The sequence below is a fragment of the Erwinia sp. S43 genome (assembly GCF_016624745.1).
In the GTDB taxonomy this organism is placed as follows: domain Bacteria; phylum Pseudomonadota; class Gammaproteobacteria; order Enterobacterales; family Enterobacteriaceae; genus Erwinia; species Erwinia coffeiphila.
Window position 1 is genome coordinate 51,433 of the sequence record NZ_JACVTX010000020.1, and the last position, 15,803, is coordinate 67,235.

Genomic DNA, 15,803 nt, shown 5'->3' on the forward strand with positions numbered 1-15,803 from the left:
GTGCCCGGCCGCAGAATGCCGGGCGTTTACGGATTGAAGGGTTGCAGATAAACACTTATGAAAAAAAACGGCGATAGCGGTGGCTTTGTTTTACCTGATTTGGGCATGCGCCTGCGCCATGCGCGTTTAGCGCAGGAGATTACGCTGAAGCAGCTGGCGCTGAAGGTCGGCTGTTCGGAGAGTTTGCTCTCCAAGCTGGAAAACGACGTGGCCTCGCCTTCGCTGGCGATGCTGCACCGGCTGGCCAGCGCGCTGGAAACCAATATTTCTGATCTGATGGCCGAAAGCTGGGTGGCGGATTCCCCGGTACTGAAGCCCGATCAGCGCCAGCGCAAACGCTTTGTGGCCCGCAACAAAAAGGGCGGCATTGAGCTGGAGAACCTGACCCATCACCACAAAGGCAGCCTGCTGCAGGGCAATATTCATATTATCGAACCGGGCGTGGCCAGCGACGGGCAGATTGAGCACCACGGCGAAGAGATGGGCTACGTGCTGGAAGGCGAAATAGAGCTGGCTTTAGGCGAGCAGACGTACACCCTTACCGCTGGAGATTCATTTTATTTCCCCAGCAACGTACCGCACGGCTACCGCAACAGCGGGAAGTCGGTGGCGAAGGTGCTGTGGGTGAATACGCCGGTGACGTTCTGATTGATTTTCGGGCCGGAGTCAGGTTGATGCCGTGGCTGAGGTTCCTGCCTTCGGTGCGTTCGGTGTTCTGCGCCGACAGCAGGTTAATATCCCGCGCGGCGTCCAGCGTCATCCCGCCGCCCGCCTTCAGCGCGCTGCCGCTGAGGGTGATGTCGCCGCTTCCGCCGGTTTTATTTTTCCCGGTGGCGTTGAAAAAGAGTAACGGGCTGTCTGGTACTGACCGCACAAAAACCGGCAGCGCCGCCAGGATCGGTGATTATGCAGACGCTGAGGAGGGTCTGTAAGCTTTCGTCACGCAAACAGCGGCAGGTGACGGAGCTGATTGAGGTGATCTGCCGACAACAGACCAGGAGCAGTAACTAACTGAAAGACAGATAAAAAAATCCCGGCATGGTAGCCGGGATTACTACGAATATAACTTTAAATCAGCATGCCTTGTATCTTTTTCAGCCATAAGCCGTACTGATATCACCGCAACATGGTACAGCCGTTTCCCCAGCCTGCACCTTAAAGGCAACTGGCTGGAAGAAGCCGGATTTACAACAGATACGCCGGTTACCGTTGCCGTCGAACAGTGCAAACTGGTGATACGACATGCGGATAAATAAACAGTAAAAAGATCCCGGCTAAAAGCTGGGATCTTTTGTTAATTACCACCATTTCGGATAATTATTAAACGCATCATAAAATGCACGTTTTGACTCGTCAGTTAACTTCTCACATCCTCTTGCCGAAGTACTGTATCCATCCAGAGCTTCTTTAAGAAGAGACCATTCAATACATCCCCGGAAGGGATCTATTTGTAGCTCAAAATTACTATTCATATCCCTGAGAAGAGCTACTTCTCCTTTTCGCATATTGATTATAAAATTGTCAAAAGACTGACATTCTATCCACACTAATGTATTGATATTTAAATTATAGCCACCAAATTTTTCCACCTGCATATGAACGCTAAACTTCATTGAAGGAAGATGGTCATCAAGCTCTATAACATCCAATGTCATGCGTATAGGGTTATTAATTTCTATATCCACTTACTTTGATCCTGTATATCTGGCATGAATGATCGTTGGTAACTCACCGGCCGCACGGGGTGGTTTAATCTCCAATTGCCAACCATCGACAGTAATTCTCTCACCATACGGCATACGATTTTTAGTTGCCGTATTAACAGCAGCCTGGAAGCTTCTCAACTCTTCCTGACTGGCAAGCCTCACAGCCTCGGGGGTATGTGTAACAGCTTTAGATGCCGCATACTCTGCCATATGCTCAGTTGCATTTCCATGTACCCATATTTTTTGGCCATTGGGTAATAACATTTCAAAGGATTGGGGAATTACAGATCCTGGATGTACTGGCTGAGTTGCCTTAATCGAATCAAAGACAGTTCCCGTTGATAGCTGAGTGTTCTTCGCAGTATCAGCCGCTACAGACTCAGCGGAAGGCTTGCTTCCTTTCGAAATAGTACCTGCCTCACCCCCGGCCTTTCCACCCGAAGATACTATTTTCCCCGGTATCAGTGCCCCGGTAATAATCCCCGCCAGATTTTCAAGCGCCTGTTGATCGCCCTGAGCGGCTTTTATCGCCCCGTTTTTGACATTGTTCCACACATTGCCGTTTATCAGCGAGTTTAGTGTCTGGAATGCTGCCTTATCTTTTTTGGCTAAATCCTCTTTTGCCTGCGTACAGTAAGGGTTTTCCGTTGCACAGGCAGCCAGCGCTGCCGTCACATCAAACACCGTATCCGCAGCAAGTATCGCACCGTCGCCAGTACCGCTCACCAGGTTGAGCAGACCGTTTGTTAACTGGGAAGCCGTGTTTTCTCCCATGGCTTTTCTGACTTTCTCTTTCCAGTATTCGGTACTTTCTTTAACCGACTCCCGTGCTTTATCCCCGGCCAGAGAATTATTCTCAACCGCATTCTTACCAGCCTGCCCACCGGTTACCGCTCCGGAGATATCCCCTGACGCCACCCCTCCGGCAATCCCAGCCGCAAGCTGGCTCAGGCCGCTGACCTGCTGCTTCTCGCTTTCAGTCAGCTCCGACGGCTGTTTACCCGGGAACAGCTGCTCCATAATGAACCGGGCCGTCAGCTCACCGCCGCCTGCACCCACGCCACCGGCCAGCGCTGACTGGTTATTCAGTTCGGCGGTAACGGCACCCAGTACCGCGTGTGCCATCGCATTGGCGGCAACGTTGTCCTCGCCGATGCGTTTCTTGATTTCCGTCGCCAGATACGGCGATGCGCCGCTCGCCAGCGCCCCCGCCAGGTTATTCCCGGCCAGCGCCGTCAGCGCTCCCGTCACCGCCTGCATCGCCTTCTGCACGTTACTGCCGGTGCCCCACTCCGCCTGCGCATTGTTATACGCCTGCTGCGCCACCGCTGCGTCCGTCACGTCCCGGCCGTTATTCCGGCTCTGGCTCAACAGCTGCTCACGCGCTGCCGCCAGCTTCGCCGGATCTTTCTGCGCCTCCAGCGCCGCTATCTCTCCCTGCGTCCGCGCGATATCCATCGCCTGCATCCCCAGCTCGCCGATCAGCTGCGCTTCCTTCAGGCGTTTCTGCTCTTTCTCTTTGTTAAAGATCGGATTAATTATTTAAAAATCAAAATCATATTTTTCGATAGTAAAAAAACCATATAATCAAGCCTATCCATATCCCGGCAAGTCCAACTTTTAAATCCCCAAATAAATTATCATAAAAAAAATAAGTTATATCAGTTCCGTTTCCAACCCAATAACCAAGCAAACCGAATGACATTGATATAATGAACAATGCAATAAAACAAGCTGAACATAAATAAAACAAAATAATGATAGAGTTATATTTTACATTCATTATTTTTTTGCCTCTTTTTTATCTAATGCGTTGTTCAAACCCTCTGTAAACTTCCCAGAAGCAGCAGCATTACCTGCATTACCAATTAGCGATGGTAAAGAATTTTGCGGAGCTGGTTTGGTTATCGTCCATACACCTGTAGGTACCCATTCATACTGCTTTGATATCGGATTTAGTCTTTTATCCATAGGCACTTTAATAATATTACCTACTGCATAACCAACAGACGCCCCTGCCTTACTCATTATTGCCCCCATAAAAGGATCATCTCCTTTTATTTCAGCTGAGTAGTAACCACCTGCAGCATTCCACGTCACTGTCGGATTATAAGTTTTACCAGCCGTGATTGCTCCAATAACACCTGCACCTATCACATCGGAAAGTCTTACTTCACCTGTGGTTCCATACTGTATAACCGCACTGCCAGTAGCCGACGCCCCTGCCGCAATTAACAATTCTTTCCCCTGAGTGACACTGTTCGTAATAATAGCTTTTCCGCCCATCACCGCTACCGGCCAGGAAGTAGGTGTCAGTATTACATCCATAATCCGATCGCCTGTCGTTATATTATCCTGCAGGAATTTTAAATCAGAACCATTAAGATATTTCACTAAAGCTGCGGCATCGGGATCTTTCAACTTGTCGCTCAGCCTTATCTGATGCTTATTTTCATCCAGAGCCACATTAGTATCCGCCTGAACCAGTTCCTCCCAGGTGACGCATTTAACTCCGCCACCTGTGCAGGCTTCAACCAGTTCCTTACTGTTTTTATTACTGATGTCGATATATTTCTCGACAACCTTATTACAGTCACCACCAGATACTTTGCAAGCCTGCATCTCTATATCAAGCTGTCGTGATTCTTTCTCGCTCAGATAGTTATTCTCAACCGCATTCTTACCAGCCTGACCACCGGTTACCGCTCCGGCGATATCCCCTGACGCCACTCCTCCGGCAATTCCCGCCGCAAGCTGGCTCAGGCCGCTGACCTGCTGCTTCTCGCTTTCACTCAGCTCCGACGGCTTTTTACCCGGGAACAGCTTCTCCATAATGAACCGGGCCGTCAGCTCACCGCCGCCTGCACCCGCGCCACCGGCCAGCGCTGACTGGTTATTCAGTTCGGCGGTAACGGCACCCAGTACCGCGTGTGCCATCGCATTGGCGGCAACGTTGTCCTCGCCGATGCGTTTCTTGATTTCCGTCGCCAGATACGGCGATGCGCCGCTCGCCGAAACGTCTGTAACTTCTCGGCACACAAGCAGCGCCAGGTAGTGGCTCTGATGGTGATGGTGATGGTGATGGTGATGGTGATTATCAGCAGTCCATAGATGAGACCAGTAACTGACCGTAGGACAAATAAAAAAATCCCGGCTTAATATCCGGGATTTTTTTGTTACTCATAAAAGTATAGAGATCACTTCTTAAATGAAGGTAGAAGGTGATAGAAAAACCATAAAATAAGGCTTACAGGAATTGCTCCGAAAGTGGCACCTTTTAATCCACGCCATAGGCTATCAAAATAAAAAACCCCTTCTTTTAAATAGTTCAGCCCTTCAAAAAAGAAGAAAAAAGCCACAAAAATGGAACTCATTGCCAGTTCAATCAGTAAAAAAATCTTAACCAGCACTATGAGATTTTTCATCATTTCTTAGCCTCCGGCTTATTTTCTAAATATCCGGGTACTAATCCTGACGTAGTAGAGTTGCCTGTATTTCCAACAATCGATGGTAAAGGATGTTGGGACACAGGTTTTGTTATCGTCCATACACCTGTCGGCACCCATTCATACTGTTTCGATACTGGGTTAAGAATTTTATCCATTGGTACTTTGATAAAGTTACCTACCGCGTACCCAGCAGAAGCACCCACTTTACTCATCAATGCAGCCAAGAAGGGATTGTCACCATTGATTTCAGCCTGGTAATAACCGCCTGCCGCATTCCATGCCATCGTGGGGTTGTATCCTTTACCGGCTGTGATAGCACCAACGACACCGGCCCCAATTACATCAGATAATTTCACTTCACCTGTAGTTCCGTACTGAATACCTGCACTTGCGGCCACACCTGCCCCCACCGCAATAAGTTGTTCTTTAGAGTTGTTCACTGTATTCGTAATAATAGCTTTTCCGCCCATCACCGCTACCGGCCAGGAAGTAGGTGTCAGTATTACATCCATAATCCGATCGCCTGTCGTTATATTATCCTGCAGGAATTTTAAATCAGAACCATTAAGATATTTCACTAAAGCTGCGGCATCGGGATCTTTCAACTTGTCGCTCAGCCTTATCTGATGCTTATTTTCATCCAGAGCCACATTAGTATCCGCCTGAACCAGTTCCTCCCAGGTGACGCATTTAACTCCGCCACCTGTGCAGGCTTCAACCAGTTCCTTACTGTTTTTATTACTGATGTCGATATATTTCTCGACAACCTTATTACAGTCACCACCAGATACTTTGCAAGCCTGCATCTCTATATCAAGCTGTCGTGATTCTTTCTCGCTCAGATAGTTATTCTCAACCGCATTCTTACCAGCCTGACCACCGGTTACCGCTCCGGAGATATCCCCTGACGCCACCCCTCCGGCAATCCCAGCCGCAAGCTGGCTCAGGCCGCTGACCTGCTGCTTCTCGCTTTCACTCAGCTCCGACGGCTTTTTACCCGGGAACAGCTTCTCCATAATGAACCGGGCCGTCAGCTCACCGCCGCCTGCACCCACGCCACCGGCCAGCGCTGACTGGTTATTCAGTTCGGCGGTAACGGCACCCAGTACCGCGTGTGCCATCGCATTGGCGGCAACGTTGTCCTCGCCGATGCGTTTCTTGATTTCCGTCGCCAGATACGGCGATGCGCCGCTCGCCAGCGCCCCCGCCAGGTTATTCCCGGCAAGCGCCGTCAGCGCTCCCGTCACCGCCTGCATCGCCTTTTGCACGTTACTGCCGGTGCCCCACTCCGCCTGCGCGTTGTTATACGCCTGCTGCGCCACCGCTGCGTCCGTCACGTCCAGGCCGTTATTCCGGCTCTGGCTCAACAGCTGCTCACGCGCTGCCGCCAGCTTCGCCGGGTCTTTCTGCGCCTCCAGCGCCGCGATCTCTCCCTGCGTCCGCGCGATATCCATCGCCTGCATCCCCAGCTCACCGATCAGCTGCGCTTCCTTCAGGCGTTTCTGCTCTTTCTCTTTGTTAAAGATCGCACTGATGCTGCCGTCGTTGGCGTGCTCCACGTCCCGGTTCAGCTCCGCGATATCCTGCTGCTGATGCTCTCCGTCGCGGAGGGTCAGCTGACCGTCGCTGACCGCGGCCTGCGTGGTGCCTGCCGCATGGCCGCTGTTGTTCCAGCCGGACAACATTCCACCGGCCATACCGGTCAGCAGGTCTTTGCCCACCGGGCCACCGGAACTCAGCGAGCCGCCGCTGTGCTCCGCGCTGAAGTCCGCCCGGTTGTCGATATCGCTCCAGCCCAGCGTACCGGTGTCCAGGCTGTTTTTTGCTTTATCCGCCGTGCTGGCAATCACCGCACCGTCAAGCTGCGTGTGCTTACCCACCGTAATCTGATAGCCGCCGTCACCGGCAAACAGCCCGGTCTGCTCGTTCACGCTGTCGAAGTTGCTGTGCAGCTTGTCCCGGCTGGCGGTGAGGTAACCCGAACCGCTACCTGCCCCCACCGGCACGCTGATACCGCCACTGAGGTTCTGTTGCTTCGCGTCGTAACGATCGCTGTCCTGCTCGCTTTGCAGCGTCAGGTCACGGCCCACGTCGGCGGTAATTTTCTCGCCGCTGACCTGTGCGCCCTTCAGCGTGGTGTCGCGCCCGCTGGTCAGGCTGATGCCACCGCCCGCATCCAGCGTGGTTTCAGTATGCGTCAGGCCGTGGCCTTTTTCATGACCTTTACCGGCATTCACGCTGGCGGAAACGTTCAGGCCGGTACCGCCAGCCCCCACGCCCACGCCCGCCCCCATGCTGCTGCCGTGGCTGCTGTTCCTGCCTTCGGTGCGTTCGGTGTTCTGCGCCGACAGCAGGTTAATATCCCGCGCGGCATCCAGCGTCATCCCGCCGCCCGCCTTCAGCGCGCTGCCGCTGAGGGTGATGTCGCCGCTTCCGCCGGTTTTATTTTTCCCGGTGGCGTTGATCGACAGGTTCTGCCCGGCAGTCAGCGTGCTGCCCTGCGACTGGCGGCTTTCGCTGTGCGTTTCACTTTTCGACGACTGGCTGCCGTAAGATGCGCTGATCCCCACGGTATTAGTGGCACCCTGCGCCGCGCCGTTGTCGCCCGATTGCAGACCGGCTGCGGCGTTGCTGGCATTCGCGGCTTCAGTCACCAGCCCATCCCGCTCCAGCGCCTGTGCCGCCTGCACGCCGGAGAGTGCAGCCTGAGTATTTTGTAGCGCACTGAGCCTTCCGTCGCTCTCCTTCCTCGCCTGTTTCGCGGTGCTGACCGCCGTGTTCAGCGCACTGCCTGCCGTTCCCGACAGCGCCACGCTTAGCCCGCTCTGCTTCGTTTCAAATGCCTCACTGCGGCTGCGCAGATCGTAGCCCGGATCGATCTGCACGCTGTCGCCGCTCAGGGTCAGATCTTTCCCCGCCACCAGATCGGCACCGCCGATATGCAGCTTATCGCCCGCCGTAATGCTGACGCTGCCCTGGCTGCTGCCCACCGTGCTGACGCTCTGGCTCTGGCGGGTGCCCTGTTCATCGATCTCATGGCGCGTGGACTGTTTACCGACGCTGAAGCCAATGCCGCCGCTGCCCATCAGCCCGCTTTTTTTCTTCTCCTCCAGCAGGTAGTGGGATTCACTTTCCGTGGCGGCGCGGATATCCACGTTGTTACCGGCCTGCAGAGCCACGTCCCGGTCGGCGGCAATCGCCGAACCGCTGACCGTTAGATCCTTCCCGGCGACCACACTGACCGTGTCGCCGCTCAGCAAGGTGCCCTGCTCACGCGTCACGCGATCGTTCTGCACCGTATGGATGGTGGATTTTTTCAGGAATCCTTTTTTCTGCGAGTGCGATTCAACGTATTCCGACTGCTGCTCCGTGGCGCTGTTCAGCAGCACATCGTTCTTCGCCTGTAGCGCAATGCCCCCTTTTTCGCTGTGCAGCGTACTGCCGGTGGCGGTGATATCGCCCTCACGCGCAATAACGGTGACGCCATCACGCCCGCTGAAGGTGCTGCCCGTGACCTCATCGCGCGAAGAGTCCACCACGCGGCTGCTTTTGGATTTCCCACCGCCCCGTCGTTCGCTGTCCAGATCCTGCGTCTGCTGATGCGCTTCTTTAATGGTCACATCGTTGGCGCTTAATCCGATGCTGCCTGCCGTGCTGTCAACCTGTGCGCCTGCGGCCAGCAGCGTGTTACCCGCATGCAGGCTCACGCCTTTGTCGCCGCTCAGCGTGCTGAGCAGCAGGCGTTCCTCTTCACGACTGTTGCTGACCGATGTGGTACGCGCTCCGGCCTCCAGCTGCGTTTTATTACTGGTGCTGTCCGCCAGCAGTTTGATATCGCCGCCCGCCTGCACGCCAAGCTGCTCTCCGGCTTTAACCTGGCTGCCCTGCAGGGTGATATCCTGCCCGGCCTGAAGGCTGAGGTTGCCCCCGGCACTGAGCTGGCTGCCAAGCGCCTGCTGCCATTCGCCGCTCACCTGCGCCATCCGCTTACCGGCTTCTTCCGTCACGCCGGTATTACGATTACCCATCGCCCCGGAGATCACCTCCAGGCTGGCGGTGTGGCTGCTTTTCGCCGCCGAGATATCCAGACTGTTGCGCGCATTAAGGCTGAGGTTCTGCGTGGCATCCAGCTTCGCGCCCTGCAGGCTGATGTCGCTACCGCTCAACGAGATATCCCCGGCGCTCATCGTTGCCTGGCGCAGGGCATCCTGCAGATTGGTGCTTATCGACAGACTGTCGGCCTGCACGCTGATGCTGTCGGCTTTTATCTCTCCGCCCTGATGGCGGAAGTCTGTCGCATCAATGCTGAGCGCCCGATCGGCGAACAGGTTGCCCGCGTTCTGCACGCTGTCGGCGGAAAGTTGCAGATCCCCCCCGGCGATCAGCGCGCCATCACCGGTCAGCCGCAGGGTGTTCTGCGCCAGGTACACTTTCGGAACCCATACCGTTTGCGGGCCGCTGGCGGTCTGTACGGTTTCACTGACCAGCCAGACGATATCCTGCTGAAGTGCCGAGATCTGCTCCGGCGTCAGCGCCACGCCCGGGACCAGACTAAACGCCTCCGCCACCTTCACGCCGTTGTTCATCAGCTGCTGGTACTGCTCCATGGCGTCTTCGCCCCGGACCGATGCGCGGCTGGTCAGCTTCAACACCTGCTCCCGCACCAGGCGCTGCTCATAGAAGCCGTCGCCCAGCCTTTTTTGTACCCGGGACGGGTCGTAGCCCACCCGCTCCAGCATGTAGTCGCTGCTGATAAATTTGCTACGGCTGGTAAAACGCTCGTCGGTGACGATCAGGAACGGAGAACCAGCGGCAGGATCCTGGCGGAACAAGCCGTTATTCGGTATTGAGGTCGCAACGTCACCCAGGTGCTGTTTTTCGGTGAGCGCCAGTTCAGCAGGCAGCAGCGGCCGCCCGGGGAAGGTTATCGTCTCAGATGGCTTGCTGCCCGGCGCAAGCTGCGTTTCCCCCTCCTGACGGCCTGCTCCTTCAACCTCAAAGGCCAGCGGATTGCGCCGCCACTCGGCGCGTTCGGCTTCCGCCGCCTTCAGCGCCGCTTCCACGCTGCTAATCTGCGCCTGATTGACCGTGGTGTTGCTGATGCTGGCACCGCTGATGGTGACGTTACCGTTGCCGGTAATGATGCCGTCAATAGTGGTCAGCGCTGTCGTTTCATCACGATTGAAAGTGGGATACCAGTGTTTGGTATTACGATCGTAGTGGTCAACGATGTATTCCTGGCGGCGTTCATTAACCGAATAGCCTTTATTTTCCACCGTCCCACCGCCGCCGATAGACAGATTGCCGTTGGCGGAAATGGTGCTGGCATCGTTCAGCAGCCTGTCGGTGATATGCAGTGCCATACTGCCGCCCGCCAGGATACGTGCGCCGGTGCCTTCCGAGATCAGCCTGTCGCGCGATGCGGTGCCGGTAACGGAACGCTCGCGGAGGTTGTTGTAATCGTCTACAAACGGCGCATCAAAGATGTCCAGATGCCTTTCAGGGTCCCATTGTTCAAGACGCCCGCGATTGTGCTCACGCCAGAATGTGTTGTGATAAGGCGTTGGCACGCTGTTTTGCCGGAAGCCTCGCGTTTCATAAAACGTCATGGCATAGCTACCGTCGGTATGGGGGACCAGAGAGAGATAATTCACCCAAATTTCGGTCACAGCCCCCTGGTCAAACTTCACCCTTACTTTGGCCCGTTTTCCTGCCGCATCGATCTCTAACAGCGTACCGTAACGGTTGTTTTGCGCCGCATCATCATTCCGGAACGTCAGCTGCTGTGTAGTCGGTGCCATGGTGTTTTTATCGGTGCCTATTTCAGATCCATACGATCGCCAGTAGTAGTTATACCGATGCCACTTGTATTCGCTTTTCTCCGCGTCACGCTCAATTTCCAGCCCTTCGCGCAGATTATCCAGACGGCGGGCCTCCATCGTGATATCACCATCGGCCTCGATAAAGCTGGCGCGGTTTTCGATCAGATCGCCGCTGCCAATATGCAGACGATCTCCGCTGTAGATCAGCGATCCGTCGCGGTTGGTGATGCGCTGCGTCGCCTGCAGATCCAGATCCTGCACGGCGGCGATCGCTGCCGCCTCGCCGTGGTTATCGACGATCCGGCCATGGATCGTTATCTCATCACCCATCACCGCAGCCGCGTTATCCAGACTGTCGACGTTCAGCGTCATCCGGTCGGCCTCCAGACGCCCGCTGTTGACCAGCATGCCGGTTGTCAGCCGCAGCACTTTCCCCACCAGCGATCCGCGGTTGGTCAGATGCGTACTGTTAATGGTCAGGCTGCCGGGCAGCAGCCAGTCGGTGAGGTTGGTCATCACACCGGCCACGGTCAGCGTGACTGCGGTGTTGCTGTTCAGGGTATCGCCTGCGCGATGGGTATAGTCCGTTTGTACTGCCAGCGTCAGGGCCTGCTGACTTTGCAGCATGCCGCCCTGATTGTTCAGCGTGCGGGTATTGAGGTGCAGCGTATTGCCGCTCTGGATGGTGCCACCCTGGTTGAGTAGTGCGAGGGCAGAAGCCACGGCACCGGCATTAAAACTGAGTGCGCCGTTAGCCAGAATACGACCCTGCCGATTATCCAGCGTATTGAGTCCACTGAATGTCATCGCACCGGCGCTTTGCAGCCGACCAGCGGTGTTATCCAGTGTCTGCACGGTGAGTGTCGTCAGCCCGCTGCCCAGCAGCAGGCCGCCGTCGCGGTTGTTCAGCCGCTCCGCCTGCACGCTCAGTGCATCCTGGCTGCTGACCGTTCCTGCTGCGCTGTTATCCAGCTGTGCGGTATGAAGGGCCAGGGCTCCGGTGGCAACCAACTGCCCGCTCTGATTGCTTACCTGCGTGGCGGTCAGCGTCAGCGCATTGCCGCTGTGGATCTTACCCTGGCGGTTATTCAGCGTTTCAACGCGGTAAATACCACGGCCCTGGCTAATCACCGTGCCATCGGTATTCTCCAGCCGCACGGCGGTCATTTCCATGCCGCCACGACTGCTGAATACGCCCTTGCGGTTATCGATCTGGCCTGCGGTAATGTGCTGATCGCCGTTGCTGCGGATTGCCCCGGCGGCATTGCCGATCTCGCCGAGAATGCGCAGAGCCAGCTGCTGCTGGCTGTCTATCGCTCCGTCGCCGTTCAGCAGGGATTGTGCCACCAGCGTCAGGCTTTCGCCGCTTTGCAGCTGGCCCGTACGGTTATCAAGCCCCTCGCCCAGCGTCAGCATCATCTGCTGCTGGCTGTAGAGCAGGCCGCTCTGGCGGTTATCCACTTCCCGTGCGGATACGGTCAACCGCTCACCCGCCAGCAGCTGCCCACCGGCGTTATTCAGCCGACCGGCCGCGGTGGCATTTTCTCCCTGCACGCTCAGCTGCCCGCCCGCGCTGATTTTCCCCGCTCGGTTAACGATATCCCGGGCGATATGCAGCGCCAGCCCGGCGGCGGACTGCATCATGCCCAGCCCGTTGTTCAGGCTGGTTGCGACAAGCGTGACATCCTGCTGGCTTTGCACGCTGCCCTGATGATTATCGAAAGTGCCGCTGACGGCACGCCAGCCGCCCTGGCTACCCATCCAGCCCTGAATATTGAAAATATCCTGCGCCTGAAGCACCTGCGAGCGTTGGCTGAAAATGCGACCGCTGCCGTTATCCAGCCGCCCGCTAAGCTGCATATCCAGGCTACCGAGCGCATTAATCACCCCCTGCTCGTTGTTCAGCGCAGCGGCGCGGATCGCGGTATCGCCGCTGCCGGTCAGCGTGCCGTCCTGGTTATTCCACTCGCCCGTCAGTGCCAGCGACAGCGCCTGCTGGCTTAACACCACGCCCTGCTGGCGGTTGCTGAGCTGGCCACCGGTCAGGGAAAGCGAGCCGCCGCTTTGCAGTGAACCGCCGTCATTATTCAGGCCGCTGCCTGCACCGCCCTGCCAGCCCAGCGCCCGCTGCGCCGTCAGCCGCCCGGCCTGATTCAGCACATCGCCCGACGTGCTGAGCTGAAGATCGCCGCCGGACTGCAATCTGCCGCCGCGATTATCAAGGCGGGCAGCGGCTGCGATAACAGCGGTTCCACCCTGCGCAGTACCCTTGCGGTTATCCCACTCTCCGCCGCTGCTGACCGACAGCCGTTCACCCGCCTCAAGCAGTCCACCGGTGTTATCCAGCGCCTGTTGTGCGTTCAGTTTAAGATCCTGCTGCGCGACGATCCGGCCTTCGGCGTTATTAAATCGCTGAGCCGCCAGATCCAGCTGTTTTCCGGCGGCCAGCAGCCCGAGAGTATTTTGCAGCGCCTGGCGGGCCTCCAGCGTCAGCGAGTGCTGGCCGATAATCCGCCCGTTGCTATTGTCGATCCGCCCGGCAATCAGCCTGAGCGTTTCACCGCCGATTTCGCCGTCGCGGTTGTCCAGAGCACTACGGGCATTCAGCTCCAGCCGCTGGCCGGAGAGCATCCTGCCGCCTGCGTTATCAATATTTTGCGCAGATACGCTCAGCTCGGTTTCGCCCTGCGCCGTACCGGCCTGATTGTGCCAGTCGCCTTCCGTGGTGATGGTCAGTCTGCCGCCCGCGCCAATCATCCCCTGCCGGTTATCGAGGCCCTGCTGAGAAGCCAGGTTCAGATCGCCCTGGCTGATCACGCTGCCCTGCGCGTTGTGCAGCTGCTGCATCGTCATCTTCAGCTCGCCGCCGTTCAGAGTACCGCCACGGTTATCGATCGCGCCTGCGGTATTCAGCGTCAGGCGTTTTCCCGCCAGTAGCTGACCGGCGGCATTATCAATATCACCTTCAGTGCTGACGGTAAGCGCCGCCTGGCTGACGAGGGTGCCGCTCTGGTTTATCAGGCGCGAAGCATCAAGTGCCAGATCGCCATTGCTGCCCAGTTCACCACGGGTGTTATTGAGATCCCCCGCGATCTGCCAGTGTTGCGCGGTGCCATCCAGGGAAACCAGCCGCCCGTGCTGGTTAATCAGGCTGCCACTGTTCAACGCCAGCCGCTGCGCTTCGATCGTGCCGTGGCTGTTGTCCAGCGTGCCGCTGATCGTAAAGCGGCTTTCCGCGCTTGCCGACTGCGACCAGGCACCCTCGTGGTTCAGCAGGTTGCTGGCGCTGATATCCCAGCGCCCGGCTTTCACCTGCGACTGCTGCGCCTCTATATTTCCCGTTGTCCTGATGTCCAGGCTGCCGCTGTCGATCTTCGCCTGGCGGATTGCCACGCTGCCGCTTTTCGCCGCTATCGTGGCTTGGCTGGCAGCGAGCTGACTCTGGCTGATATCGACCTGCCGCGCGCTCAGACTGACCTCTTTTTTACTCAGCAGGCTGCCGCTGGCGCGAATATCCCCCTGGCTTTTTAAGGTCAGATCCGCCGCCTGTACCAGCTGGCTGTTGGCATTACTGCCCGCCAGCAGATACCCGCTGCTGGTGATATTACCGCCCGCTTTAAGGTGTACATCCCCGGCGGCGGCCAGCGTGCCGGACTGGCGGATATCGCCTCCACGACTTTCGACGGTCAGCGTACCGCCGCTGTGCAGTTTGCCGTGGTGCTCAATGCTTTCCTGCGCGGTTAGCGCGATGTTGCCAGCGGCCTGCGTGAACGCCTCCTGCTTGCCCGGCTGCCACACCAGACGCCCGGCGCTGCTAACGGTCAGTGAGTTTCCCGCCTGCAGATGCCCGCCCTGATTCCGCACGCCAACGCCAGTTTCAGTACCGATCATGCGGATCTGTCCGCTGTACATGCCGCCCATCTGGCCCATATCGATTGCCAGCTCGGGTTTTGCATCGCCGCCGGAGATCGGCTGTACCGACTTGCCGTCGGCGCTGATACGGTTGCGGCCGGCAATCACCGCCAGTTCATCGTTAGCCCAGATGCCGGCATTGACCTCAACCGCACGGGCAAGGAGATCGACATAGCCTGTGTCGTGACGGGCATCGCCATTCAGGCCGCCGCCTTCAATGCGGATCGTGCCGCGCTCGACCTGATAGCCGGAGATCGCTCCGCTGGCATCCCGCTGTGGTTTACCGGTAGTCAGCGTCATTCGCCCGGCGTTGATGGTGCCGCAGCCGCTGCATACGATCCCCGACGGGTTGGCAACAATGACCTGAGCACGCCCGCCCGCGACTTCCAGAAAACCACGTAGCTGGCTGGGATTATTGCTGTTCACCTCGTTGAGGATCACGCGTGCAGGCGCACTGCCCGGCTTCAGATTCGGGTTACCCTGGATCATCCCGGCCAGCTGCGTGGAGGTCATCAGCGATGAGTTGTTGAGGATCGCGCCATTCCGATCGACATCAAACTGCGTAAACTGGTTGTGCGAGACACCCGCCTGATTCGGCGCAGTAATGTTGACCTGCGACAGCCCGTTCTGCGTGGCAATCACCTGCGGACGCAGGCCGGGAGCCGCGCTGCCGTCGGCCACGATCCCACCGGCCAGGGCAGGGCCAGCCGCGATAGCCAGCCCCAGCATCCACACTGTACGGCGAACGGTCACCCACAGCCGTGGCGCAGCGCTGCCCCGGCTCTGCCCCGGTTCGGTACTGCAGCTGCGGGCCAGCTCGGAAACCACCCGCAGCTCTCCGTGAGTGCGGCTGAAGATAAGGCGATAGCAATGTTTATTCATGATTTTCGTCCGTGAAAAAAGCCAGTCCGTTT

Annotated in this window: 9 protein-coding genes and 1 pseudogene; 4 read left to right on the top strand and 6 right to left on the bottom strand. The window is 57.0% G+C overall.

The window, feature by feature from the left end; all coding sequences use genetic code 11:
• The first annotated feature begins 57 nt into the window (after nucleotides 1-57).
• Nucleotides 58-648, top strand: coding sequence for a cupin domain-containing protein (locus IBT47_RS19655; protein WP_105593055.1), 591 nt, complete (start codon nucleotides 58-60; stop codon nucleotides 646-648).
• Here the strand turns inward: IBT47_RS19655 and IBT47_RS27375 are convergent.
• On the bottom strand, nucleotides 539-874 hold the full coding sequence (locus IBT47_RS27375; RefSeq protein WP_200562339.1) for a hemagglutinin repeat-containing protein: 336 nt from the start codon (nucleotides 872-874) through the stop codon (nucleotides 539-541). The genes IBT47_RS19655 and IBT47_RS27375 overlap by 110 nt on opposite strands.
• Between IBT47_RS27375 and IBT47_RS27105 the strand changes: the two are divergent.
• Nucleotides 841-1,011 (top strand): annotated as a pseudogene (locus tag IBT47_RS27105) (endoribonuclease SymE); the annotation flags it as partial. The gene IBT47_RS27375 and the pseudogene IBT47_RS27105 sit on opposite strands and share 34 nt — an antisense overlap.
• 89 nt (nucleotides 1,012-1,100) lie before the next feature.
• Nucleotides 1,101-1,256, top strand: a complete 156-nt coding sequence (locus tag IBT47_RS27110; RefSeq protein WP_370569926.1) for a SymE family type I addiction module toxin — start codon at nucleotides 1,101-1,103, stop codon at nucleotides 1,254-1,256.
• A gap of 42 nt (nucleotides 1,257-1,298) precedes the next feature.
• On the opposite strand, the gene IBT47_RS19670 is transcribed toward IBT47_RS27110, so the two are convergent.
• The 3 genes from IBT47_RS19670 to IBT47_RS19685 all read right to left on the bottom strand — a co-directional run bounded on the left by IBT47_RS19670 (nucleotide 1,299) and on the right by IBT47_RS19685 (nucleotide 4,643).
• Nucleotides 1,299-1,685, bottom strand: a complete 387-nt coding sequence (locus IBT47_RS19670) for a hypothetical protein (protein ID WP_200562341.1) — start codon at nucleotides 1,683-1,685, stop codon at nucleotides 1,299-1,301.
• Nucleotides 1,686-3,032, bottom strand: a complete 1,347-nt coding sequence (locus IBT47_RS27115; RefSeq protein ID WP_370569923.1) for a VENN motif pre-toxin domain-containing protein — start codon at nucleotides 3,030-3,032, stop codon at nucleotides 1,686-1,688. It abuts the gene before it with no gap.
• Between the two features lie 456 nt (nucleotides 3,033-3,488).
• Nucleotides 3,489-4,643 carry a VENN motif pre-toxin domain-containing protein gene (locus IBT47_RS19685; protein WP_200562343.1) on the bottom strand — a complete coding sequence of 385 codons (1,155 nt, stop codon included), beginning with the start codon at nucleotides 4,641-4,643 and terminating at the stop codon, nucleotides 3,489-3,491.
• On the opposite strand from IBT47_RS19685, the gene IBT47_RS19690 reads away from it, so the two are divergent.
• Nucleotides 4,635-4,817: a hypothetical protein gene (locus IBT47_RS19690; protein WP_200562345.1), complete on the top strand. Its 183-nt coding sequence runs from the start codon at nucleotides 4,635-4,637 to the stop codon at nucleotides 4,815-4,817. The genes IBT47_RS19685 and IBT47_RS19690 overlap by 9 nt on opposite strands.
• A gap of 86 nt (nucleotides 4,818-4,903) precedes the next feature.
• On the opposite strand, the gene IBT47_RS19695 is transcribed toward IBT47_RS19690, so the two are convergent.
• The gene (locus IBT47_RS19695) at nucleotides 4,904-5,134 is read right to left on the bottom strand and encodes a hypothetical protein (RefSeq protein ID WP_200562347.1); all 231 of its coding nucleotides are present in this window, start codon (nucleotides 5,132-5,134) and stop codon (nucleotides 4,904-4,906) included.
• Nucleotides 5,131-15,771 (bottom strand): hemagglutinin repeat-containing protein, encoded by a 10,641-nt coding sequence (locus IBT47_RS19700; RefSeq protein ID WP_200562349.1) that lies wholly within the window; start codon nucleotides 15,769-15,771, stop codon nucleotides 5,131-5,133. Before IBT47_RS19700 ends, IBT47_RS19695 begins: the two co-directional genes overlap by 4 nt.
• Between the last annotated feature and the right edge of the window lie 32 nt (nucleotides 15,772-15,803).